The sequence below is a fragment of the Afipia massiliensis genome, assembly GCF_001006325.2.
GTDB classification, from domain to species: Bacteria; Pseudomonadota; Alphaproteobacteria; order Rhizobiales; family Xanthobacteraceae; genus Afipia; species Afipia massiliensis_A.
Genome location: NZ_LBIA02000001.1, coordinates 3,210,838 through 3,231,348 on the forward strand (window position 1 = coordinate 3,210,838; position 20,511 = coordinate 3,231,348).

Sequence of the window (20,511 nt, forward strand, 5' to 3'; positions counted from 1 at the left end):
GCAAACTCGACTAAAGCTTGAACGAAATATGGTGAACGGTTGGTTAAGCGAATGCTGCAGAAACACGTGTATTAACGATTAAAATGGTTGCGACTTGCCTGCGTCGTGCGGTCGCAGCACTAATGTTCCGGGACGACTTTTGGTTCTTGGATATCAGTCGTGCACCCGCAATCAGGTACCGCGAGAATGCGGCTTCGAGGCGCATTGGCGCAGGTTTGGCCTTCATGATTTCAGTTACCGTCGCAACGCCGGGCCAGGACCTCACCGCGCAGTGGAATGATCTCATTCGCCGCGCGCCTGGCAATGCATTCATGAATCCGGTGGCGCTCAAGGCGGCGTTCGACACCATGTTCGCGGCGGTTTATGTGCTGCTGGCTTGGGAGGAGGGCGTCGAGTCCGCGCGGCTGGTGGGGCTTTGGGCCTTGCAGCATCGCAACGTCATGATGCTCTGGCCGGCGCTGCTCGAAGCCCGCCCGTTCAACTACGCTTTTTTATCGACGCCGGTGATCGATCCCGCCTTCGCCGCCGAAGTCATGCCTGCATTCTTCGCCGCAATCCGCAAAAACCCCGCGCTGCCGAATGTGGTCAGCCTGAAGGAAATGGATGCGGACTCGCAGGCCTATGCGGCAATTCAAAAGACGATCGCGGACGAGCATCACGCGCATCTGACGCTCACCCGGAGTTTGCGGCCGTCGGTGTCGCGCGAAAAGGGCGTCAAGAATTCAGGCTCGACCCGCAAGAAGCTGCGGCAGGACTGGAACAGGCTGTCCGCCCTGGGCAGGCTGGAGATGGTCAACGAGCGTACCGCGGACGCGACAAAGGCCGCTTACGAGCAGTTTCTCGATCTCGAAAAGCGAAGCTGGAAGGGCGACAAGGGCACCGCGATCCTTTGTAGCGAGCGGGATGCCGAATTCACCCGGCGGCTGATTGGCGATCTCGCGGCGGAGGGCAACGCCTCGGTGGCCCTGCTGCGCCTCGATGGGCGGGCCATCGCGGCCCAGGTGCTGATGTATTGCGGGACCACGGCCTTTACGTGGAAAATCGCGTTTGACGCCGAATTCGCCAAATACTCCCCGGGCGTGCTGCTGGTCGACAAAATGACCGAGCAACTCTTCGCTGAGACCGATGTTCAGGCCATCGATTCGTGCTCGGCGGAGGGGAGTTTCATGGCCCAGATCTGGACCGGCCGGAAAACCATGGTCGACATGGTGGTCGACGTCGGCTCCACCCGTTCGCTGGTGTTCGGCATGGAGGCGGCCCGGCAGTACGGCTATGAGCGGCTGCGCGACCTGCGGGACTGGTTGCGATCGACTTCCCTAAGCCCGGCAAAGCGGCGGCTGGCGCCATCGTCATAGCGCGAGTGATTTGCGCGAAAATCTGTATAAATAATTGAAATATAACAGATTTATTCTAAATTTGACGCCGCAAGTCTGCCGGTGTGCGCCCGTTGCCAGTCTGTCCCGCCCCAAATAGGCGCTCGGAAGCTCTCCGTCTGACCAGATCAGCAGCCTGTGGAATCAGCGGAATCGGCGCTGCGCGGATTCGCGCGGTATGTCATAAATAGCCCGTTCGGGTTTCGCTGAGAGTGCAAGAAGTGGCTCTGCCGCTTGCGCTTTTGCGATGTCGTTTAGTCTTGACTTGGCATCGCATGACTTATAAAACCCGGCCACTTCACGACAGGCGGTGAGCTTCTCTTACGTCGGAACGGACCACCATTTCAGCCCTACGGGATGAAACGGCACCAACCTCGACGAACGTCGCTCAAACGCTGTCGGCACTAGCCAGGCAATGCCAGGACAATATTTGGTCTTAAGAGCAATAGCTCCTGAGATCAGTCTCGGATGCATGATCTCGGTGAGCCGAACAGGCGAGCTGCGGTCCTCTGTGGCGTCAAGCGCTTTCCGTTCAGCGATGAATGGTTGGCGTGATTTCGTTTTGCGCGATCAAGCGCGCGAGGCGAGGTTGGTGGGCCGAAGACGTGAAGCGAGTGGGGCGGTGGCCCCGAATGAATTTGCGGAGCCGATAAGGTTTCGCGCGAACAAGGGTGAACGATGCCGACGATCAACCAGCTGATCGCGAAACCACGCGAAGCGCAGAAGTCGCGCAAGAAGGTGCCAGCGCTGCAGCAGTCGCCGCAGAAGCGTGGCGTTTGCACGCGCGTCTATACGACGACTCCGAAGAAGCCGAACTCCGCGCTTCGTAAGGTCGCCAAGGTGCGTCTGACCAACGGCTTCGAGGTCATCGGCTACATTCCGGGTGAAGGCCACAACCTTCAGGAGCACTCGGTGGTCATGATCCGCGGCGGCCGCGTCAAGGATTTGCCCGGCGTTCGTTACCACATTCTCCGCGGCGTCCTCGATACGCAGGGCGTCAAGAACCGCAAGCAGCGCCGTTCGAAGTACGGCGCGAAGCGTCCGAAGTAATCGGGGATCTGATCGATGTCGCGTCGCCATTCTGCAGAAAAGCGTGAAGTGAACCCGGATCCGAAGTTCGGGAACATCATCATCACGAAGTTCATGAATTCGATCATGTACGACGGCAAGAAGTCTGCCGCCGAAAGCATCGTTTACGGTGCGCTCGAGATGATCGAGAACAAGACCAAGCAGGGCCCGCTGCCGGTGTTCGAGCAGGCGCTGGAAAACGTCATGCCGACCATCGAAGTGCGTTCGCGCCGCGTTGGTGGCGCCACCTACCAGGTGCCGGTTGAAGTTCGCTCTGTGCGCCGTCAGGCGCTGGGCATCCGCTGGATCATTACGGCCGCGCGTGGCCGCAACGAGAAGACGATGACTGAACGGCTCTCCGCTGAGCTGCTCGATGCGTCGAACAATCGTGGCAACGCGGTCAAGAAGCGTGAAGACGTGCACAAGATGGCGGAAGCCAACCGTGCCTTCTCGCACTATCGCTGGTAACGGCGAAACGAACGGAAATTAAGGAAGCTCCTATGCCCCGCCTTCATGCCATCGAGGATTACCGGAATTTCGGTATCATGGCGCACATCGACGCCGGTAAAACGACGACGACTGAGCGCATCCTCTATTATACCGGCAAGAGCCACAAAATCGGCGAAGTGCACGAAGGTGCCGCGACGATGGACTGGATGACGCAGGAGCAGGAGCGCGGCATCACCATCACGTCGGCTGCGACGACCGCGTTCTGGGACGGCAAGCGTCTGAACATCATCGACACCCCCGGCCACGTCGACTTCACCATTGAGGTCGAGCGTTCGCTGCGCGTGCTCGACGGCGCCGTTTGCGTTCTCGACTCCAACCAGGGCGTCGAGCCGCAGACCGAAACCGTCTGGCGCCAGGGCGACAAGTATAAAGTGCCGCGCATCGTCTTCGCCAACAAGATGGATAAGACCGGTGCGGACTTCTACAAGTGCCTGCAGGACATCATCGATCGTCTCGGCGCGAAGCCGGTCGCGATCCAGTTGCCGATCGGTTCCGAGAGCAACTTCAAGGGCATGGTCGATCTTGTCCTGATGAAGGCTTACGTCTGGAATAACGAGGCGCTCGGTGCGATGTACGACGTTGTCGACATCCCGGCCGATCTCGCCGACAAGGCGAAGGAATATCGCGAGAAGCTCGTTGAAGCCGCCGTCGAACTCGACGACGACGCCATGGCTGCCTATCTCGACGGCAAGGAGCCGGACGAAGCGACGCTGAAGCGGCTCATCCGCAAGGCGGTGCTGACCGGCGCGTTCTATCCTGTGCTTTGCGGTTCGGCCTTCAAGAACAAGGGCGTGCAGCCGCTGCTCGACGCCGTCGTTGCGTATCTTCCGTCGCCGGTCGACGTGCCTGCGATCAAGGGCACCGATGAAGACGGCAACGAAGTCGTGCGCAAGGCCGACGACAAGGAGCCGCTGGCTCTGCTCGCGTTCAAAATCATGGACGATCCGTTCGTCGGCACCATCACGTTCTGCCGCATCTATTCGGGCGTTCTCGTCAGCGGTACCGGCGTCGTCAATTCGACCCGTGACAAGAAAGAGCGTATCGGCCGCATGCTGTTGATGCATGCGAACAACCGCGAAGACATCAAGGAAGCCTATGCAGGCGACATCGTCGCGCTGGCTGGCCTCAAGGAAGCGCGTACCGGCGACACGCTGTGCGACTCCAACAATCCGGTCATCCTTGAAAAGATGGAATTCCCGGAGCCGGTGATCGAAATCGCGATCGAGCCGAAGTCGAAGGCCGATCAGGAGAAGCTGGGTGTCGCTCTGGCGAAGCTCGCGAACGAAGATCCTTCGTTCCGCGTGTCAACCGACCACGAGTCCGGCCAGACCATCCTGAAGGGCATGGGCGAACTCCATCTCGACATCAAGGTCGACATTCTCCGCCGCACCTACAAGGTCGACGCCAACATTGGCGCGCCGCAGGTGGCGTTCCGCGAGAAGATCACCAAGAAGGCCGAGGTCAAGTATACCCACAAGAAGCAGACCGGTGGTACCGGTCAGTTCGCTGAAGTGTCGATCGTGGTCGAGCCGAACGAGCCAGGTGCTGGTTACGAGTTCGAGTCGAAGATCGTCGGCGGCTCTGTGCCGAAGGAATACATCCCGGGCGTCGAAAAGGGCCTCAACAGCGTGATGGGTTCGGGCGTCGTTGCTGGCTTCCCGGTTGTCGACGTCAAGGTCTCGCTCGTGGACGGCAAGTATCACGACGTCGACTCGTCGGCGCTCGCCTTCGAAATCGCGGCGCGCGCTGCGTTCCGTGAAGCGCTGCAGAAGGGCAAGTCGGTCCTCCTTGAGCCGATCATGAAGGTCGAGGTGGTGACGCCTGAGGATTACACCGGTTCGGTGATCGGCGATCTCAATTCTCGTCGTGGCCAGATCCAGGGTCAGGACATGCGCGGCAACGCCAACGTCGTCAACGCGATGGTACCGCTCATGAACATGTTCGGTTACGTGAACAACCTGCGCTCGATGAGCCAGGGCCGCGCGACCTTCACGATGCAATTCGATCACTACGCTGAAGCGCCGGCCAACGTGTCGGCAGAAGTCCAGAAGAAGTTTGCTTGATTTCTTTGACGCAAGTCAAAGTTGAACGGAGAACGTCATGGCTAAAGCTAAATTTGAACGTAACAAACCGCACTGTAACATCGGCACCATCGGTCACGTCGACCATGGCAAGACGTCGCTGACCGCAGCGATCACCAAGATTTTGGCTGAAACGGGCGGTGCAACGTTCACGGCATACGACCAGATCGACAAGGCGCCGGAAGAGAAGGCGCGCGGCATCACCATCTCGACCGCTCACGTTGAGTACGAGACCGCGAACCGCCACTACGCTCACGTCGATTGCCCTGGCCACGCCGACTACGTGAAGAACATGATCACCGGTGCTGCGCAGATGGACGGCGCGATCCTGGTCGTGTCGGCTGCCGACGGCCCGATGCCGCAGACCCGCGAGCACATCCTGCTTGCCCGTCAGGTCGGCGTTCCTGCGATCGTCGTGTTCCTGAACAAGTGCGACATGGTGGACGATCCGGAACTGCTCGAACTGGTCGAGATGGAAGTTCGCGAACTGCTCTCGAAGTACAACTTCCCGGGCGACGACATTCCGATCATCCGCGGCTCGGCGCTCGCAGCGCTCGAGAACAAGGATCCGGCTCTCGGCCACGACGCTGTTCTGGCGCTGATGAAGGCCGTCGACGAAAACATTCCGCAGCCGGCGCGTCCGATCGACCAGCCGTTCCTGATGCCGGTCGAAGACGTGTTCTCGATCTCGGGCCGTGGCACCGTCGTCACCGGCCGTGTCGAGCGCGGCATCATCAAGGTTGGCGAAGAAATCGAAATCGTTGGTCTGAAGGACACTCAGAAGACCATCGTCACCGGCGTTGAAATGTTCCGCAAGCTGCTCGATCAGGGCCAGGCTGGCGACAACATCGGTGCGCTGCTTCGCGGCACCAAGCGCGAGGAAGTCGAGCGCGGCCAGATTCTCTGCAAGCCGGGTTCGGTCAAGCCGCACACCAAGTTCAAGGCTGAGGCTTACATCCTCACCAAGGAAGAGGGTGGCCGTCACACGCCGTTCTTCACCAACTACCGTCCGCAGTTCTACTTCCGCACGACCGACGTGACGGGCGTGGTTCATCTGCCGGAAGGCACCGAAATGGTGATGCCGGGCGACAACATTGCGATGGAAGTGCACCTGATCGTGCCGATCGCGATGGAAGAGAAGCTCCGCTTCGCGATCCGTGAAGGCGGCCGTACCGTTGGTTCGGGCGTCGTCTCCAGCATCATCGAGTAACAAACGATCCGTCGCATGCCCGGTCGGAAGGCCGGGCATTCACGACCCTCTTGATAAAAACGTGGATGGCCGGGCTGACCGGTCGTGACGGACAAGAAAGACAGCGGCAATGAACGGCCAGAATATTCGCATTCGTCTCAAGGCGTTCGACCATCGAATTCTCGATACGTCGACCCGTGAGATCGTGAACACGGCAAAACGCACCGGTGCACAGGTTCGCGGACCCATTCCGCTTCCGACGCGCATCGAGAAGTTCACCGTCAACCGTTCGCCGCACGTCGACAAGAAGAGCCGCGAGCAGTTCGAGATGCGCACTCACAAGCGCCTTCTCGATATCGTCGATCCGACCCCCCAGACCGTGGACGCGCTGATGAAGCTCGACCTGGCCGCAGGTGTCGACGTCGAGATCAAGCTGTAAGAATTTTTGTTAAGTTCGCAGATCGCGGACAGAAAGACAGGAAGCACGCCGATGCGCTCCGGAGTGATCGCACAAAAGGTCGGGATGACACGGGTCTTTACGGAGACCGGTGAACATATCCCTGTGACTGTGCTCAAGTTGGGCAATTGCCAGGTTGTTGGCCATCGCACCACTGACAAGAACGGTTATGTCGCTTTGCAGCTCGGTTCGGGCTCGCGCAAAAGCGTCTATCTGCCGAAGGCTGAGCGCGGCCAGTTCGCCGTCGCCAAGGTCGAGCCAAAGCGCAAGGTCGCGGAATTCCGCGTCTCGGAAGATTCGCTGATCCCGGTCGGCGCGGAAATCCAGGCGGACCATTTCGTTGTCGGCCAGTTCGTCGACGTGACGGGCACCTCGGTCGGTAAGGGCTTCGCGGGCGGCATGAAGCGCTGGAATTTCGGCGGTTTGCGCGCAACCCACGGCGTCTCGGTCTCGCACCGTTCGATCGGTTCGACCGGCGGCCGTCAGGATCCCGGCAAGACCTTCAAGAACAAGAAGATGCCTGGCCACATGGGCGTCGATCGGATCACCACGCTGAACCTGCGAGTCGTCCAGACGGACGTGGCGCGCGGACTTCTTCTCATCGAAGGCGCCGTTCCCGGCTCCAAGGGTGGATGGATCACCGTGCGCGATGCCGTGAAGAAAGCATTGCCAAAGGATGCGCCGAAGCCCGGCAAGTTCAAGCTGGCTGGCGGAACCGACGCTGCTCCTGAAGCGGCACCGGCAGAGGAGGGTGCGTGATGGAATTGAAGGTCACAACCCTGGAAGGTAAGTCGGCTGGCTCCGTTCAGCTGTCGGACGAGATCTTCGGTCTCGAGCCGCGCAAGGATCTGATCCAGCGCGTCGTCAACTGGCAGCTCGCGAAGCGTCAGGCCGGCACCCACAAGACCAAGGGCCGCGCTGAAGTCTGGCGCACCGGCAAGAAGATGTACAAGCAGAAGGGCACCGGCGGTGCTCGTCACGGTTCGGCTCGCGTTCCGCAGTTCCGCGGCGGTGGCCGTGCGTTCGGTCCGGTCGTTCGCTCCCATGCGCACGACCTGCCGAAGAAGGTTCGCGCGCTCGGTTTGCGGCACGCCCTGTCGGCGAAGGCCAAGGACGGCGGTCTCATCGTGATCGAGAGCGCCGATCTCAAGGAAGCCAAGACGAAGGCGCTGCTCGGACACTTCTCGAGCCTGGAGATCACTAACGCGCTGATCATCGACGGCGCCGAAGTGAACACCGGTTTCGCGACCGCTGCGCGTAACATTCCGCACATCGACGTGCTGCCGATTCAGGGCATCAACGTCTATGACATTCTGCGCCGTCAGAAGCTCGTTCTGACCAAGGCCGCTCTCGATGCGTTGGAGGCGCGCTTCAAATGACAACCGCTGATGTGCGCCACTACGACATCATCGTGGCTCCGGTCGTGACCGAAAAGGCAACCGTCGCTTCCGAGCACAACAAGATTGTGTTCAAGGTTGCGGCGAAGGCGACCAAGCCGCAGATCAAGGACGCGATTGAGAAGCTGTTCGACGTCAAGGTGAAGAGCGTCAACACGCTGGTTCGCAAGGGTAAGACGAAAGTCTTCCGCGGCCAGTTCGGTTCTCAGTCGGATACGAAGCGTGCGATCGTGACCCTCGAAGAAGGTCATCGCATCGACGTGACCACCGGACTGTAAGGCACACGACGATGGCATTGAAAACATTCAACCCCACGACGCCAGGCCAGCGCCAGCTGGTGATGGTCGATCGTTCGGCGCTGTACAAGGGCAAGCCCGTCAAGGCTTTGACCGAAGGCAAGCACTCGTCCGGCGGACGTGGTAATACCGGCCGCATCACCGTGCGTTTCCGCGGCGGTGGCCACAAGCAGACGTACCGCATCGTCGACTTCAAGCGTAAGAAGGTCGACGTGCCGGCCAAGGTCGAGCGTCTCGAGTACGATCCGAACCGCACCGCGTTCATCGCGCTGATCAAGTACGCCGATGGCGAGCAGGCCTACATCCTGGCGCCGCAGCGTCTGGCGGTTGGCGACACCGTTGTCGCCGGCAGCTACGTCGACGTGAAGCCGGGCAACGTCATGCCGCTCGGCAACATGCCGGTCGGCACCATCGTGCACAACGTCGAGCTGAAGATCGGGAAGGGCGGCCAGATCGCTCGCTCCGCGGGCACCTACGCCCAGATCGTCGGCCGCGACCATGATTTCGTGATCCTGCGCTTGAACTCGGGCGAACAGCGCCTGGTTCACGGCCGCTGCATCGGCACCATCGGTGCGGTGTCGAACCCGGATCACATGAACATCTCGATCGGCAAGGCCGGTCGCAAGCGTTGGATGGGCCGTCGTCCGCATAACCGCGGCGTCGTGATGAACCCAGTCGACCATCCGCACGGCGGCGGCGAAGGCCGCACCTCGGGCGGCCGTCACCCGGTTACTCCGTGGGGCAAGCCGACCAAGGGCAAGAAGACGCGTTCTAACAAGTCGACAAACAAGTTCATTCTCATCAGCCGCCACAAGCGGAAGAAGAAGTAAGGATCGCCGGACATGGTTCGTTCAGTCTGGAAAGGCCCGTTCGTTGAAGGCTCTCTGCTCAAGAAGGCAGATGCCGCGCGTTCGTCCGGCCGTCACGACGTTATCAAGATCTGGAGCCGCCGCTCGACGATCCTCCCGCAGTTCGTGGGGCTCACCTTCGGCGTCTACAACGGTCAAAAGCATGTTCCGGTCGCAGTGAACGAGGAAATGGTTGGTCACAAGTTCGGCGAGTTCTCGCCGACGCGGACCTTCCACGGCCATTCGGGCGACAAGAAAGCCAAGAAGTAAGGGCTTGAGGACTTAGTCATGAGCAAACCAAAGCGCGAACGGGTTCTCCCGGAAAACGAAGCCAAGGCGGTAGCCCGCATGCTTCGCGTCAGCCCGCAGAAGCTGAACCTTGTTGCGCAGTTGATCCGCGGCAAGAAGGCATCTTCTGCGCTCGCCGACCTGCAGTTCTCGCGCAAGCGGATTGCCGGCGACGTCAAGAAGTGCCTGGAGTCCGCGATTGCGAACGCCGAGAACAACCATGACCTCGATGTCGACGCCCTGGTCGTCGCTGAGGCGCATGTTGGCAACGGCATCGTGATGAAGCGTTTCGCACCGCGCGGCCGTGGCCGTTCGGGTCGTGTATTTAAACCGTTCTCGCAGCTGACGATCGTCGTTCGTCAGGTCGAGGCCGAGGCGAGCGCCTAAGGGCGGGAGAAGACGATGGGTCAGAAGATCAATCCAATCGGGCTGCGTCTGGGCATTAACCGGACTTGGGATTCCCGTTGGTTCGCCGGCAAGAACGAGTATGCGAAGCTCCTCCACGAGGACATCCGCATCCGCGCCATGCTGATGAAGGAACTGAAGCAGGCTGCGGTCGCGCGCATCGTGATCGAGCGTCCGCACAAGAAGTGCCGTGTGTCGATTCACTCGGCGCGTCCGGGCGTCGTGATCGGCAAGAAGGGCGCTGACATCGACAAGCTGCGCCAGAAGGTTGCCGCGATCACCGAGTCCGACGTGGTCATCAACATCATCGAAATCCGCAAGCCGGAGCTCGATGCGACCCTGGTCGCCGAATCGATCGCGCAGCAGCTTGAGCGCCGTGTTGCGTTCCGCCGCGCCATGAAGCGCGCCGTTCAGTCGGCGATGCGTCTGGGCGCCGAAGGCATCCGCATCAACTGCTCGGGCCGTCTCGGCGGCGCTGAAATCGCACGTATGGAATGGTATCGTGAAGGCCGCGTGCCTTTGCACACGCTGCGCGCTGACGTGGACTACGGTGTCGCCACCGCGTTCACGACCTTCGGCACCTGCGGCGTCAAGGTCTGGATCTTCAAGGGTGAAATCCTCGAGCACGATCCGATGGCTCAGGACAAGCGTATGGCCGAAGGCGACAGCGGACGTCCGCGTCGCGATGCGGCTTGATTGAAATTCGAAGAAGGTTTGAGGGCGTAAGCCATGATGCAACCAAAGAAGACAAAGTTCCGCAAGGCGCATAAGGGCCGTATTCACGGCGTCGCCTCGTCGGGCGCGACGTTGTCTTTCGGCCAGTTCGGCCTGAAGGCGATGGCGCCGGAGCGCATCACCGCGCGCCAGATCGAAGCCGCTCGTCGCGCGCTGACCCGTCATATGAAGCGTGCCGGCCGCGTCTGGATCCGCGTGTTCCCGGATCTGCCGGTCTCGAAGAAACCCGCCGAAGTGCGAATGGGCTCGGGCAAGGGTACGCCGGAGTTGTGGGTTGCACGGGTGAAGCCAGGTCGTCTCATTTTCGAGATCGACGGCGTGACCCAGCAGACCGCGAAGGAAGCACTGTCGCTCGCCGCCGCCAAGCTTCCGATCAAGACGCGCTTCGTTGCGCGCATTGCGGAGTAAGGAACCGATCATGGCCGATTTGAAAGTCGAAGATATCCGCGCGATGAGCCCCGATCAGATGGACGAAGCCGTCCTCAATCTGAAGAAGGAGCGTTTCAATCTGCGCTTCCAGCGCGCCACCGGGCAGCTCGAGAACACCTCGCGCCTGCGTGAGGCTCGCCGCGATATCGCACGCATCAAGACTGTCGCGGCGCAGAAGCGCGCCGCGCAGACCAAGAAGTAAGGGGCGAAAGATGCCGAAGCGTACTCTCCAGGGCGTCGTCGTCAGCGACAAGCAGGACAAGACCATTGTCGTGCGCGTCGACCGCCGCTTCACCCACCCGATCTACAAGAAGACGATCCGACGTTCGAAGAACTATCACGCGCACGACGAGAACAATCAGTTCAAGGCAGGCGACGTGGTTCGAATTGAGGAAAGCAAACCACTCTCGAAGTTGAAGCGCTGGACGGTAGTCCAGGCCGAAACAAAAACAGCTTAAGCGCAACAAGCGCATCAGAAAGAGGACGAGGTGCATCAATGATTCAGATGCAGACCAACCTCGACGTGGCCGATAATTCCGGCGCGCGCCGTGTCATGTGCATCAAGGTTCTTGGAGGTTCCAAGCGCCGGTACGCGACTGTGGGTGACATCATTGTCGTTTCCATCAAGGAAGCCATCCCTCGCGGGAAGGTGAAGAAGGGCGACGTGATGAAAGCCGTCGTCGTTCGCGTTGCGAAGGATATTCGCCGCGCCGATGGTTCCGTTATCCGTTTCGACCGCAACGCGGCTGTGTTGATCAACAACCAGTCCGAACCGGTCGGCACCCGTATCTTCGGGCCGGTGCCGCGCGAGCTTCGCGCCAAGAACCACATGAAGATCATCTCGCTTGCGCCGGAGGTGCTGTAATGGCTGCCAAGATCCGCAAGGGTGACAAGGTTATCGTGCTGAATGGCCGCGACAAGGGCCGGACTGGCGAAGTGTTCGAGGTGCGTCCCACCGAGAGCAAGGCGCTGGTGCGTGGCGTCAACCTGGTGAAGCGTCACCAGAAGCAGACGCAGGCGCAGGAGGGCGGCATCATCACCAAGGAGTCGCCGATCCACCTGTCGAACATCGCGATCGTCGGCAAGGACGGCAAGCCGACCCGCGTCGGCTTCAAGATTCAGAAAGATGGCACCAAGGTGCGCGTCGCCAAGCGCTCGGGAGCAGAGATCGATGGCTGAGACCGCATACGTTCCGCGTCTCCGGACGCAATTCGACAAAGAGATTCGCGGCAAGCTGGTTGAGCAGTTCGGTTACACGAACGCCCTGCAGGTGCCGGTTCTCGATAAGGTCGTGCTCAACATGGGCATCGGCGAAGCCGTCAACGACCGCAAGAAGGTCGAACTGGCTGCCGCCGATCTCGCGCTGATCGCCGGTCAGAAGCCGATCGTCACGCATTCGCGCATGGCAATCGCGACCTTCAAGCTGCGTGAAGGCCAGGCCATCGGCGCCAAGGTGACGCTGCGCAAGTCCAAGATGTACGATTTCGTCGATCGTCTTGTGAACATCGCGCTGCCTCGCGTTCGCGACTTCCGTGGCCTCAATCCGAAGAGCTTCGACGGCAGGGGCAATTACTCCCTCGGCCTCAAGGAGCATCTGGTGTTCCCGGAAATCGACTACGACAAGTCGGGCGAGACCTGGGGCATGGACATTACGATCTGCACCACCGCTGCCACCGATGACGAGGCGCGTGCGTTGCTGACCGCATTCAATTTTCCGTTCCGGCAGTGAGACACTGAACTAGTCAGCGTCTCAAACGCGGAAAGGTATGGAGACTACTCGTATGGCGAAGAAAAGTTCAGTCGAGAAGAATAACCGGCGTCAGAAGATGACGAAGAACGCTGCGGCCAAGCGCTCGCGCTTGAAGGCGATCATCGCCGACAAGAAGAAGCCGATGGAAGAGCGTTTCGCGGCGACGATCAAGCTCGCCGAGATGCCGCGCAATTCGTCGGCGACCCGCATCCGCAACCGCTGCGAAATCAGCGGCCGGTCGCGCGCGGTCTATCGCAAGAACAAGATGAGCCGCATCGCGCTCCGTGATTATGGCTCGAAGGGCCTGATCCCGGGCCTCGTGAAGTCCAGCTGGTAAGGAGGGTCGGACATGTCAACGCACGATCCCATCAGCGATCTGATCACCCGCATCCGCAACGCGCAGATGCGCTCCAAGTCCAAGGTTTCGACACCGGGCTCGAAGATGCGCGCCAACGTTCTCGAAGTGCTGAAAGCCGAGGGTTATATCCGCGGTTACGCAGCGGTCGAGCATGCCGGCGGCCACAACGAGCTTGAGATCGAGCTGAAGTATTTCGATGGCGAGCCAGTTATCCGCGAAATCGAGCGGGTCTCGAAGCCAGGGCGTCGCGTGTACGCTTCGGTGAAGAACCTGCCGCGCGTGAAGAACGGTCTCGGCATTTCTGTGCTGTCGACGCCAAAGGGAATTATGGCTGACCACGACGCGCGTGACGCGAATGTGGGCGGCGAAGTTCTCTTCACGGTGTTCTAAGGAAGGAACGATTATGTCACGCGTAGGCAAACGACCCGTTCCGATTGTCTCGGGCGTCACCGCGAATCTCGAAGGCCAGACGGTCAAGATGAAGGGGCCGAAAGGCGCACTTCAGTTTGTCGTGCACGACGACGTGTCGGTCGAAATGAAGGACGGCGCGATCACCGTTGCGCCGCGCTTCGAGACCAAGCGCGCGCGTTCGCTGTACGGGACCGCTCGCGCCCAGATCGCGAATCTGGTCGAAGGCGTCACCAAGGGCTTCGAGAAGAAGCTGGAAATTACCGGCGTCGGTTACCGCGCCGCGCTGCAGGGCAAGAACCTTCAGCTCGCGCTCGGTTACAGCCACGACGTGATCTACCCGATCCCGGAAGGGATCACGATCACCGTGCCGAAGCCGACCGAAATCACCATCGTCGGCAACGACAGCCAGCGCGTCGGCCAGGTTGCCGCCGAGATCCGCAGCTATCGTCCGCCGGAGCCCTACAAGGGCAAGGGCGTGAAGTACGCCAACGAATTTATCTTCCGCAAGGAAGGCAAGAAGAAGTAACGGAGCCGGTCATGTCGAAACTCAAGGTCACGAATGCCCGGCGCAAGCAGCGCGTACGTCTCGCGCTGCGCCGGACTGCGAACGGGCGTCCGCGCCTGTCGGTGTTCCGCTCGTCGAAGCACATCTACGCTCAGGTCATTGACGATCTGAAGGGCGAAACGCTGGCTTCGGCCTCGTCGCTGGAAAAGACGATGCGCGATGCCGGAAAGACCGGCGCCGACATCGATGCGGCGAAGGCTGTCGGCAAGCTGCTGGCGGAACGCGCTGTGAAGAACGGCGTCAAGGAAGTGGTTTTCGACCGTGGTGGTTATCTGTACCACGGCCGCGTCAAGGCGCTCGGCGACGCCGCGCGGGAAAGCGGCTTGAGTTTCTAAGCTCAGCCTTTTGAATTTGGTTTGAACGGACACAAGGTCAGAGGCGCGAGCCTCACAAGGATTGGAAAACACCATGGCAGGTGAACGCGAACGCGGCGGACGCGAGCGGGGCGGTCGGGATCGGGAAGAGCGCGACAGCGAGTTTGTCGACAAGCTCGTCCACATCAATCGTGTTGCGAAGGTCGTCAAGGGCGGCAAGCGCTTCGGTTTCGCAGCTCTGGTCGTCATCGGCGATCAGAAGGGCCGGGTCGGGTTCGGTCACGGCAAGGCGCGCGAAGTGCCTGAAGCGATCCGCAAGGCGACCGAGTCGGCCAAGCGCAACCTGACGCGCGTTGCTCTGCGCGAAGGCCGCACGCTGCATCACGACATCGCTGGCCGTCATGGCGCCGGCCGCGTCTATCTGCGCGCCGCGCCTGCCGGTACCGGCATCATCGCGGGTGGCCCGATGCGCGCTGTGTTCGAGACGCTCGGCATTCAGGACGTGGTGGCGAAGTCGATCGGTTCGTCGAACCCCTACAACATGGTTCGCGCGACGTTCGACGCGCTGAAGCATCAGGATTCGCCGCGTTCGGTTGCGAACCGCCGTAACATCAAGGTTTCCACGTTGCAGTCCCGCCGCGTCGGCGGCGACGCGGAAGCTGTCGCGGAATAATTCACGCGCCGTTTTGGAGTTTAGACAATGGCCAAGGCCGCAACGAAAACCATCAAGGTCGAGCAGACCGGTAGCCCGATCCGCCGTCAGGCTGCGCAGCGTGCGACGCTGATCGGTCTGCGTCTCAACAAGATCGGCCGTGTCTCCGAGTTGCAGGATTCGCCTGCCATTCGTGGCATGATCGACAAGGTCAAGCACCTCGTCCGCGTCGTCGACGAGAAGTAAGGAAGCAAGCGATGAAGCTCAATGAGATCGCCGACAACAGCGGCTCGCGCAAGAAGCGCATGCGCGTTGGCCGTGGCATTGGCTCCGGCAAGGGCAAGCAGGCAGGTCGCGGCGGCAAGGGCCAGACCGCGCGTTCGGGCGTCCGCATCAAGGGCTTTGAAGGCGGCCAGATGCCGCTGCATCGCCGTCTGCCGAAGCGCGGCTTCAACAACATCTTCCGGCTCGACCTGACGGAGGTCAATCTCGACCGTCTTCAGGAAGCCATCGATGCCAAGAAGCTGGACGCCAAGGCGACCGTTAACGCGGAGACGCTGGTGAAGTCCGGTCTGCTGCGCCGTTCGAAGGACGGCGTGCGTCTGCTGGGCCGCGGCGAACTCAAGGCCAAGCTGAACATCGAAGTGCACGGCGCGACCAAGTCCGCGATCGAGGCAGTCGAGAAGGCCGGCGGAACGGTGAAGATCTTGGCACCGGCGAAGGACGCAGCCGCGCAGAAGGCTGCTGCCAAGAAGCCGAACAGGAAGGCCTCGTAAAATTCGGTCATGCCCGGCCTTGTGCCGGGCATCCACGTCTTTACTTCTTTGATGGCCCAAAGGAAGGCGTGGATGGCCGGGACAAGCCCGGCCATGACGAGTTGAAAGAACCGGGATCAAAAATGGCCTCTGCAGCAGAACAACTGGCAGCAAACCTCAACTTCTCGGCATTCGCGAAGGCTGACGAGCTCAAGAAGCGCATCTGGTTTACACTGGGTGCGCTGCTTGTTTATCGGCTGGGCACCTATGTGCCGCTGCCGGGCATCGATCCGAACATCTGGAGCCAGATCTTCAAGTCGCAGGCCGGCGGTATTCTCGGTATGTTCAATATGTTCGCCGGCGGCGGTATCAACCGCATGGCGATCTTCGCGTTGAACATTATGCCGTACATTTCGGCATCGATCATTCTCCAGTTGCTGACGACAGTGTCGCCGCAGCTCGAAGCTCTCAAGAAAGAGGGCGAGTCGGGCCGCAAGGTCATCAATCAGTACACGCGCTATCTGACCGTCGTGCTTGCGACGTTCCAGGCCTACGGCATCGCTGTCGGCCTTGAGGGCGCGGGTAACGTCGTTTCCGATCCCGGCATGTTCTTCCGTCTGTCGACCACGATCACGCTGGTCGGCGGCACCATGTTCCTGATGTGGCTCGGCGAGCAGATCACCTCGCGCGGCATCGGCAACGGCATTTCGCTGATCATCATGGCCGGCATCGTCGCCGAGCTGCCGTCGGCAATCGCCGGCACGCTCGAACTCGGCCGCCAGGGCGCGCTGTCGACGGTCCTGATTCTCGCGATCATCCTGATGGCCGTTGCGGTCATCGCACTGATCGTGTTTGTCGAGCGCGCGCAGCGCCGCCTGCTGATCCAGTATCCGAAGCGCCAGGTCGGCAACAAGATGTTCGAGGGCCAGTCCTCGCATCTGCCGCTCAAGCTCAACACCGCGGGCGTGATTCCGCCGATCTTCGCGTCGTCGCTGCTGCTGCTGCCGACCACCATCGCCCAGTTCAACGCAGGCAAGGGACCGGAGTGGTTCCAGTGGCTGACGACGCAGCTCAGCCACGGCCGTCCGCTGTTTCTCTTCCTGTATCTCGGGATGATCGTGTTCTTCGCGTTCTTCTACACCGCGATCGTGTTCAACCCGACCGAGACCGCAGACAACCTCAAGAAGCATGGCGGCTTCATTCCGGGCATCCGTCCGGGCGAGCGCACCGCCGAGTACATCGACTACGTGCTGTCGCGTATCACCGTGGTCGGTGCGATTTATCTCGCGATCGTCTGTCTGGTGCCTGAAATCCTGATCTCTTACGCGTCGGTGCCTTTCTATCTCGGAGGCACGTCGCTGCTGATCGTCGTCAGCGTGACGATGGATACGGTCGCCCAGGTGCAGGGCTATTTGCTGGCGCACCAGTATGAAGGGCTGATTCGTAAATCGAAATTGAGGGGCCGTCGTAAATGAGGTTGATTCTTCTCGGGCCGCCGGGGGCGGGCAAGGGAACGCAGGCGCAACGACTGATTCACAAGCACGGTATCGTTCAGCTCTCCACCGGAGAGATGTTGCGTGCCGCGGTTGCAGCCGGAACGCCCGTCGGCCTCAAGGCGAAGGACATTATGGCCAGCGGCGCGCTGGTGCCGGATGAAGTCGTGGTCGGAATCATCGCCGATCGCATCGAAGAACCGGACGCGAAGAAGGGTTTTATCCTCGACGGTTTTCCGCGCACCGTGCCGCAGGCGCAGGCGCTGGACGATCTGCTCAAGAGGAAGCACCTCAAGCTCGACGCCGTGGTCGAACTGCGTGTGAACGAGAGTGCGCTGCTCGAGCGTGTCGAAACCCGTGTCGCGCAGATGCGCGAGCGCGGCGAAGAAGTTCGCATCGACGATACGCCGGAGGTGCTGTCGAAGCGCCTGGCCAACTACCGCGCCCAGACCGAGCCGCTGGTTCACTACTATTCGGAGAAGCGCAAGCTCATCACCGTCGACGGCATGATGACCATCGAGCAGGTGACGGTGGCCATCAACCGGGTTCTGTCCGCGCTGGAAGCGGCTGATTCGGCGGCCAAGGCCGCGAAGAAAACCGCCCGGAAGACCGCCAAGCCGGGCAAGGCTGCTGGCAAGACTCCGGCAAAGGAGGCCAAGAACGCGGCTAAGAAGGCCGCCAGGAAGGCTGCCAAGGCACCCGCCAAGAAGGTCAAGAAGACCAAAAAGGCCGCGAAACCGGCCAGTAAGACTGTTAAGGGCGGTAAAAAGACCGCTGCGAAGGCCAAAAGCCGGACCTCCGGAACCAAGGCCGCGAAGACCCGAAAAGTGGCCAAAAAGGCCACTAAAAAGCGCGCTAAAGCGGTCAAACGGTTGACGAAACGCCGCTGAATACATTAATAAGCCCGCATCCAGTCGGATAGTTTCAGACGATGCCGGGCCCCGAAAGAAAATGGGGAGGGCGTCGTGTTCGCGTTTGTGGACACCCGCCCGACACAGAGACCAACAAGACAAGCCAGTCCGTGACGGACGGCGACAGGAGCGAAGACCGTGGCCCGTATTGCAGGCGTCAACATTCCGACCAACAAGCGCGTCCTGATCGCGCTTCAGTACATTCATGGCATCGGCCAGAAGAACGCTGCCGAGATCATGGAGCAGGTCAAGATCCCGCTCGATCGCCGCGTGTCGCAGCTGAGCGACGCGGAAGTCTTGCAGATCCGCGAAATGATCGACCGCGACTATCTGGTCGAGGGCGACCTCCGCCGCGAAGTCGGCATGAACATCAAGCGCCTGATGGACCTCGGCTGCTATCGCGGCCTGCGTCATCGCCGCGGCCTTCCGGTGCGCGGTCAGCGGACCCACACCAACGCGCGCACGCGCAAGGGTCCTGCCAAGGCCATCGCCGGCAAGAAGAAGTAATTTTCGTTTCTACCAAACCGACCCGGCCGTCATGGCCGGGTGATCACCTGAAATTCCCCAGCGTCTGGCACCACGGACGCGCTTGAAGGAAATGACTATGGCTAAAGAAGCTACCCGCGTCCGCCGCCGTGAACGCAAGAACATCGCATCCGGCATCGCGCACGTGAATTCGTCGTTCAACAACACCACCATCACCATCACCGACGCGCAGGGCAACACCATTGCCTGGTCGTCGGCCGGAACGATGGGCTTCAAGGGATCGCGCAAGTCGACTCCGTATGCGGCGCAGGTTGCTGCCGAAGACGTGTCGAAGAAGGCGCAGGAACACGGCATGCGCACGCTGGAAGTCGAAGTCGCTGGTCCGGGTTCGGGCCGTGAATCGGCGCTGCGCGCTCTGCAGGCTGCGGGCTTCACCGTCACCTCGATCCGTGACGTGACCACGATCCCGCACAACGGTTGCCGTCCGCGCAAGCGCCGGCGCGTCTGATTGTTTGGACTGCCGCGGGCAATATGTGCCCGCGTTGCTTTTGAGATGCGATGACGCGGATCGCTCCGCGCCGCAAAACCTCCAACGCCAAGAATTTGAGTGGCATGGGTGAACAAGTGACGATCCAGAAAAATTGGCAAGAACTCATTCGTCCGAACAAGCTCAACGTAACGCCTGGTTCGGATCCGACCCGTTTCGCAACCGTCATCGCTGAACCGCTTGAGCGTGGCTTCGGCCAGACGCTCGGCAACGCGCTTCGCCGCGTGCTGCTGTCGTCGCTGCAGGGCGCTGCCGTGCAGTCGGTTCACATCGACGGCGTGCTGCACGAGTTCTCCTCGATCGCCGGTGTGCGCGAGGACGTGACCGACATCGTGCTCAACGTGAAGGACATCTCGATCAAGATGCAGGGCGAAGGCCCGAAGCGCATGGTCGTGAAGAAGTCGGGCCCCGGCGTCGTCACCGCGGGCGACATCCAGACCGTCGGCGATGTTGTCGTGCTGAACCCCGATCTGCAGATCTGCACCCTCGACGAGGGCGCTGAAATCCGCATGGAGTTCACCGTGAACTCCGGCAAGGGCTACGTCGCCGCCGAGCGCAACCGTCCAGAGGACGCGCCGATCGGTCTCATTCCGGTGGACAGCCTGTTCTCGCCGGTTCGCAAGGTGTCCTACAAGGTCGAGAACACCCGCGAAGGCCAGATCCTGGACTACGACAAGCTGACGCTGACGATTGAAACCAACGGCGCGATCTCGCCGGACGACGCGCTCGCTTACTCGGCGCGCATCCTGCAGGATCAGCTCAACGTGTTCGTGAACTTCGAGGAGCCCCGCAAGGAGGTTGCCGCCGAGATCATTCCGGATCTCGCGTTCAACCCCGCGTTCCTCAAGAAGGTCGACGAGCTCGAACTGTCGGTTCGTTCGGCAAACTGCCTGAAGAACGACAACATCGTCTACATCGGCGATCTCGTGCAGAAGTCGGAAGCGGAAATGCTCCGTACACCGAACTTCGGCCGCAAGTCGCTGAACGAAATCAAGGAAGTGCTCGCCCAGATGGGTCTGCACCTCGGCATGGAAGTGCCCGGTTGGCCGCCGGAGAATATCGACGAGCTGGCCAAGCGCTTCGAGGATCATTATTGAGCGAATAGGGAGTAGCGAATAGCGAATAGAAAGAAACGAGCCGCGGGTAGAGCCTTTTACTATTCGCTACTCACTATTCGCCATTCGCTCTCCTGG

At 60.7% G+C, this 20,511-nt stretch carries 31 protein-coding genes; all 31 read left to right on the forward strand.

The genetic code is table 11. The features are described from left to right. The first annotated feature begins 224 nt into the window (after positions 1 to 224). The 31 genes from YH63_RS15360 (at position 225) to YH63_RS15510 (ending at position 20,415) form a co-directional block, all read left to right on the forward strand. Entirely contained in the window at positions 225 to 1,355 is a 1,131-nt protein-coding gene (locus YH63_RS15360; protein WP_046826838.1) for a GNAT family N-acetyltransferase, read from the forward strand. 696 nt (positions 1,356 to 2,051) lie between these two features. Beyond that, on the forward strand, positions 2,052 to 2,423 hold the full coding sequence (rpsL, locus tag YH63_RS15365; protein ID WP_046826837.1) for a 30S ribosomal protein S12: 372 nt from the start codon (positions 2,052 to 2,054) through the stop codon (positions 2,421 to 2,423). A 15-nt stretch (positions 2,424 to 2,438) separates the two neighbouring features. Further along, positions 2,439 to 2,909: a 30S ribosomal protein S7 gene (rpsG, locus tag YH63_RS15370; protein WP_046826836.1), complete on the forward strand. Its 471-nt coding sequence runs from the start codon at positions 2,439 to 2,441 to the stop codon at positions 2,907 to 2,909. 32 nt (positions 2,910 to 2,941) lie between these two features. Then, complete coding sequence (fusA, locus tag YH63_RS15375) at positions 2,942 to 5,014, forward strand: elongation factor G (RefSeq protein ID WP_046826835.1); 2,073 nt, start codon at positions 2,942 to 2,944, stop codon at positions 5,012 to 5,014. Between the two features lie 37 nt (positions 5,015 to 5,051). Next, complete coding sequence (tuf, locus tag YH63_RS15380; protein WP_019196580.1) at positions 5,052 to 6,242, forward strand: elongation factor Tu; 1,191 nt, start codon at positions 5,052 to 5,054, stop codon at positions 6,240 to 6,242. A 109-nt stretch (positions 6,243 to 6,351) separates the two neighbouring features. Then, on the forward strand, positions 6,352 to 6,660 hold the full coding sequence (rpsJ, locus tag YH63_RS15385) for a 30S ribosomal protein S10 (protein ID WP_002712302.1): 309 nt from the start codon (positions 6,352 to 6,354) through the stop codon (positions 6,658 to 6,660). A 51-nt stretch (positions 6,661 to 6,711) separates the two neighbouring features. After that, on the forward strand, positions 6,712 to 7,437 hold the full coding sequence (gene rplC / locus YH63_RS15390) for a 50S ribosomal protein L3 (RefSeq protein WP_019196581.1): 726 nt from the start codon (positions 6,712 to 6,714) through the stop codon (positions 7,435 to 7,437). Continuing rightward, positions 7,437 to 8,057 (forward strand): 50S ribosomal protein L4, encoded by a 621-nt coding sequence (gene rplD / locus YH63_RS15395; RefSeq protein ID WP_046826834.1) that lies wholly within the window; start codon positions 7,437 to 7,439, stop codon positions 8,055 to 8,057. The genes rplC and rplD overlap by 1 nt, the downstream gene beginning before the upstream one ends. Beyond that, complete coding sequence (locus tag YH63_RS15400) at positions 8,054 to 8,353, forward strand: 50S ribosomal protein L23 (protein ID WP_046826833.1); 300 nt, start codon at positions 8,054 to 8,056, stop codon at positions 8,351 to 8,353. Before rplD ends, YH63_RS15400 begins: the two co-directional genes overlap by 4 nt. A gap of 11 nt (positions 8,354 to 8,364) precedes the next feature. Further along, entirely contained in the window at positions 8,365 to 9,201 is an 837-nt protein-coding gene (rplB, locus tag YH63_RS15405; protein ID WP_046826832.1) for a 50S ribosomal protein L2, read from the forward strand. A gap of 12 nt (positions 9,202 to 9,213) precedes the next feature. Beyond that, positions 9,214 to 9,489 (forward strand): 30S ribosomal protein S19, encoded by a 276-nt coding sequence (gene rpsS, locus YH63_RS15410; RefSeq protein WP_002712297.1) that lies wholly within the window; start codon positions 9,214 to 9,216, stop codon positions 9,487 to 9,489. An 18-nt stretch (positions 9,490 to 9,507) separates the two neighbouring features. Then, positions 9,508 to 9,894, forward strand: coding sequence for a 50S ribosomal protein L22 (rplV, locus tag YH63_RS15415; protein WP_046826831.1), 387 nt, complete (start codon positions 9,508 to 9,510; stop codon positions 9,892 to 9,894). A gap of 15 nt (positions 9,895 to 9,909) precedes the next feature. Next, positions 9,910 to 10,608: a 30S ribosomal protein S3 gene (gene rpsC / locus YH63_RS15420; RefSeq protein ID WP_019196585.1), complete on the forward strand. Its 699-nt coding sequence runs from the start codon at positions 9,910 to 9,912 to the stop codon at positions 10,606 to 10,608. A 33-nt stretch (positions 10,609 to 10,641) separates the two neighbouring features. Then, the gene (rplP, locus tag YH63_RS15425; protein ID WP_019196586.1) at positions 10,642 to 11,055 is read left to right on the forward strand and encodes a 50S ribosomal protein L16; all 414 of its coding nucleotides are present in this window, start codon (positions 10,642 to 10,644) and stop codon (positions 11,053 to 11,055) included. Positions 11,056 to 11,065: 10 nt separating this feature from the next. Continuing rightward, positions 11,066 to 11,278, forward strand: a complete 213-nt coding sequence (gene rpmC / locus YH63_RS15430; protein ID WP_019196587.1) for a 50S ribosomal protein L29 — start codon at positions 11,066 to 11,068, stop codon at positions 11,276 to 11,278. Positions 11,279 to 11,288: 10 nt separating this feature from the next. Continuing rightward, positions 11,289 to 11,534 carry a 30S ribosomal protein S17 gene (gene rpsQ / locus YH63_RS15435; protein ID WP_019196588.1) on the forward strand — a complete coding sequence of 82 codons (246 nt, stop codon included), beginning with the start codon at positions 11,289 to 11,291 and terminating at the stop codon, positions 11,532 to 11,534. A gap of 38 nt (positions 11,535 to 11,572) precedes the next feature. Next, complete coding sequence (gene rplN, locus YH63_RS15440; RefSeq protein ID WP_002712291.1) at positions 11,573 to 11,941, forward strand: 50S ribosomal protein L14; 369 nt, start codon at positions 11,573 to 11,575, stop codon at positions 11,939 to 11,941. Next, a complete protein-coding gene (gene rplX / locus YH63_RS15445) occupies positions 11,941 to 12,255 on the forward strand; it encodes a 50S ribosomal protein L24 (protein ID WP_046826830.1) in 315 nt (104 codons plus the stop codon). The genes rplN and rplX overlap by 1 nt, the downstream gene beginning before the upstream one ends. Continuing rightward, positions 12,248 to 12,805 carry a 50S ribosomal protein L5 gene (rplE, locus tag YH63_RS15450; RefSeq protein WP_046826829.1) on the forward strand — a complete coding sequence of 186 codons (558 nt, stop codon included), beginning with the start codon at positions 12,248 to 12,250 and terminating at the stop codon, positions 12,803 to 12,805. The genes rplX and rplE overlap by 8 nt, the downstream gene beginning before the upstream one ends. Before the next feature lie 52 nt (positions 12,806 to 12,857). Continuing rightward, positions 12,858 to 13,163, forward strand: a complete 306-nt coding sequence (gene rpsN / locus YH63_RS15455; RefSeq protein ID WP_046826828.1) for a 30S ribosomal protein S14 — start codon at positions 12,858 to 12,860, stop codon at positions 13,161 to 13,163. A gap of 12 nt (positions 13,164 to 13,175) precedes the next feature. After that, the gene (gene rpsH / locus YH63_RS15460) at positions 13,176 to 13,574 is read left to right on the forward strand and encodes a 30S ribosomal protein S8 (RefSeq protein ID WP_019196592.1); all 399 of its coding nucleotides are present in this window, start codon (positions 13,176 to 13,178) and stop codon (positions 13,572 to 13,574) included. A gap of 13 nt (positions 13,575 to 13,587) precedes the next feature. Then, the gene (gene rplF, locus YH63_RS15465) at positions 13,588 to 14,121 is read left to right on the forward strand and encodes a 50S ribosomal protein L6 (RefSeq protein ID WP_019196593.1); all 534 of its coding nucleotides are present in this window, start codon (positions 13,588 to 13,590) and stop codon (positions 14,119 to 14,121) included. A gap of 11 nt (positions 14,122 to 14,132) precedes the next feature. Further along, entirely contained in the window at positions 14,133 to 14,495 is a 363-nt protein-coding gene (gene rplR, locus YH63_RS15470) for a 50S ribosomal protein L18 (RefSeq protein WP_046826827.1), read from the forward strand. 73 nt (positions 14,496 to 14,568) lie between these two features. Beyond that, positions 14,569 to 15,147 carry a 30S ribosomal protein S5 gene (gene rpsE, locus YH63_RS15475; protein ID WP_006021054.1) on the forward strand — a complete coding sequence of 193 codons (579 nt, stop codon included), beginning with the start codon at positions 14,569 to 14,571 and terminating at the stop codon, positions 15,145 to 15,147. A 27-nt stretch (positions 15,148 to 15,174) separates the two neighbouring features. After that, a complete protein-coding gene (gene rpmD, locus YH63_RS15480; RefSeq protein WP_046826826.1) occupies positions 15,175 to 15,372 on the forward strand; it encodes a 50S ribosomal protein L30 in 198 nt (65 codons plus the stop codon). Positions 15,373 to 15,383: 11 nt separating this feature from the next. Continuing rightward, entirely contained in the window at positions 15,384 to 15,902 is a 519-nt protein-coding gene (gene rplO / locus YH63_RS15485) for a 50S ribosomal protein L15 (protein ID WP_046826825.1), read from the forward strand. Between the two features lie 122 nt (positions 15,903 to 16,024). Beyond that, positions 16,025 to 17,356, forward strand: coding sequence for a preprotein translocase subunit SecY (secY, locus tag YH63_RS15490; protein ID WP_046826824.1), 1,332 nt, complete (start codon positions 16,025 to 16,027; stop codon positions 17,354 to 17,356). Continuing rightward, positions 17,353 to 18,264: an adenylate kinase gene (locus tag YH63_RS15495; protein ID WP_046826823.1), complete on the forward strand. Its 912-nt coding sequence runs from the start codon at positions 17,353 to 17,355 to the stop codon at positions 18,262 to 18,264. The genes secY and YH63_RS15495 overlap by 4 nt, the downstream gene beginning before the upstream one ends. A 159-nt stretch (positions 18,265 to 18,423) precedes the next feature. Next, positions 18,424 to 18,792: a 30S ribosomal protein S13 gene (gene rpsM / locus YH63_RS15500; RefSeq protein WP_046826822.1), complete on the forward strand. Its 369-nt coding sequence runs from the start codon at positions 18,424 to 18,426 to the stop codon at positions 18,790 to 18,792. A 97-nt stretch (positions 18,793 to 18,889) separates the two neighbouring features. Then, positions 18,890 to 19,279 carry a 30S ribosomal protein S11 gene (gene rpsK, locus YH63_RS15505; protein ID WP_002715392.1) on the forward strand — a complete coding sequence of 130 codons (390 nt, stop codon included), beginning with the start codon at positions 18,890 to 18,892 and terminating at the stop codon, positions 19,277 to 19,279. 104 nt (positions 19,280 to 19,383) lie between these two features. Then, complete coding sequence (locus YH63_RS15510; RefSeq protein ID WP_046829479.1) at positions 19,384 to 20,415, forward strand: DNA-directed RNA polymerase subunit alpha; 1,032 nt, start codon at positions 19,384 to 19,386, stop codon at positions 20,413 to 20,415. Positions 20,416 to 20,511 lie beyond the last annotated feature (96 nt).

Excerpts from the sequence above, each read along its gene's own strand:
- rpsN (WP_046826828.1), top strand. The coding sequence starts at position 12,858 with ATGGCGAAGAAAAGTTCAGTCGAGAAGAATAACCGGCGTCAGAAGATG.
- rplR (WP_046826827.1), top strand. The coding sequence starts at position 14,133 with ATGTCGAAACTCAAGGTCACGAATGCCCGGCGCAAGCAGCGCGTACGT.
- rpsS (WP_002712297.1), top strand. The coding sequence starts at position 9,214 with ATGGTTCGTTCAGTCTGGAAAGGCCCGTTCGTTGAAGGCTCTCTGCTC.
- rpsL (WP_046826837.1), top strand. The coding sequence starts at position 2,052 with ATGCCGACGATCAACCAGCTGATCGCGAAACCACGCGAAGCGCAGAAG.
- YH63_RS15495 (WP_046826823.1), top strand. The coding sequence starts at position 17,353 with ATGAGGTTGATTCTTCTCGGGCCGCCGGGGGCGGGCAAGGGAACGCAG.
- rplD (WP_046826834.1), top strand. The coding sequence starts at position 7,437 with ATGGAATTGAAGGTCACAACCCTGGAAGGTAAGTCGGCTGGCTCCGTT.
- rpsE (WP_006021054.1), top strand. The coding sequence starts at position 14,569 with ATGGCAGGTGAACGCGAACGCGGCGGACGCGAGCGGGGCGGTCGGGAT.
- fusA (WP_046826835.1), top strand. The coding sequence starts at position 2,942 with ATGCCCCGCCTTCATGCCATCGAGGATTACCGGAATTTCGGTATCATG.
- rpsQ (WP_019196588.1), top strand. The coding sequence starts at position 11,289 with ATGCCGAAGCGTACTCTCCAGGGCGTCGTCGTCAGCGACAAGCAGGAC.
- rpsC (WP_019196585.1), top strand. The coding sequence starts at position 9,910 with ATGGGTCAGAAGATCAATCCAATCGGGCTGCGTCTGGGCATTAACCGG.
- rplC (WP_019196581.1), top strand. The coding sequence starts at position 6,712 with ATGCGCTCCGGAGTGATCGCACAAAAGGTCGGGATGACACGGGTCTTT.
- rplN (WP_002712291.1), top strand. The coding sequence starts at position 11,573 with ATGATTCAGATGCAGACCAACCTCGACGTGGCCGATAATTCCGGCGCG.
- rplB (WP_046826832.1), top strand. The coding sequence starts at position 8,365 with ATGGCATTGAAAACATTCAACCCCACGACGCCAGGCCAGCGCCAGCTG.
- rplO (WP_046826825.1), top strand. The coding sequence starts at position 15,384 with ATGAAGCTCAATGAGATCGCCGACAACAGCGGCTCGCGCAAGAAGCGC.
- YH63_RS15360 (WP_046826838.1), top strand. The coding sequence starts at position 225 with ATGATTTCAGTTACCGTCGCAACGCCGGGCCAGGACCTCACCGCGCAG.
- rpsJ (WP_002712302.1), top strand. The coding sequence starts at position 6,352 with ATGAACGGCCAGAATATTCGCATTCGTCTCAAGGCGTTCGACCATCGA.
- secY (WP_046826824.1), top strand. The coding sequence starts at position 16,025 with ATGGCCTCTGCAGCAGAACAACTGGCAGCAAACCTCAACTTCTCGGCA.
- rpsK (WP_002715392.1), top strand. The coding sequence starts at position 18,890 with ATGGCTAAAGAAGCTACCCGCGTCCGCCGCCGTGAACGCAAGAACATC.
- rplV (WP_046826831.1), top strand. The coding sequence starts at position 9,508 with ATGAGCAAACCAAAGCGCGAACGGGTTCTCCCGGAAAACGAAGCCAAG.
- YH63_RS15400 (WP_046826833.1), top strand. The coding sequence starts at position 8,054 with ATGACAACCGCTGATGTGCGCCACTACGACATCATCGTGGCTCCGGTC.
- rplP (WP_019196586.1), top strand. The coding sequence starts at position 10,642 with ATGATGCAACCAAAGAAGACAAAGTTCCGCAAGGCGCATAAGGGCCGT.
- rpsG (WP_046826836.1), top strand. The coding sequence starts at position 2,439 with ATGTCGCGTCGCCATTCTGCAGAAAAGCGTGAAGTGAACCCGGATCCG.
- tuf (WP_019196580.1), top strand. The coding sequence starts at position 5,052 with ATGGCTAAAGCTAAATTTGAACGTAACAAACCGCACTGTAACATCGGC.
- rplX (WP_046826830.1), top strand. The coding sequence starts at position 11,941 with ATGGCTGCCAAGATCCGCAAGGGTGACAAGGTTATCGTGCTGAATGGC.
- rpmC (WP_019196587.1), top strand. The coding sequence starts at position 11,066 with ATGGCCGATTTGAAAGTCGAAGATATCCGCGCGATGAGCCCCGATCAG.
- rplF (WP_019196593.1), top strand. The coding sequence starts at position 13,588 with ATGTCACGCGTAGGCAAACGACCCGTTCCGATTGTCTCGGGCGTCACC.
- rpsH (WP_019196592.1), top strand. The coding sequence starts at position 13,176 with ATGTCAACGCACGATCCCATCAGCGATCTGATCACCCGCATCCGCAAC.
- rpmD (WP_046826826.1), top strand. The coding sequence starts at position 15,175 with ATGGCCAAGGCCGCAACGAAAACCATCAAGGTCGAGCAGACCGGTAGC.
- YH63_RS15510 (WP_046829479.1), top strand. The coding sequence starts at position 19,384 with ATGGGTGAACAAGTGACGATCCAGAAAAATTGGCAAGAACTCATTCGT.
- rplE (WP_046826829.1), top strand. The coding sequence starts at position 12,248 with ATGGCTGAGACCGCATACGTTCCGCGTCTCCGGACGCAATTCGACAAA.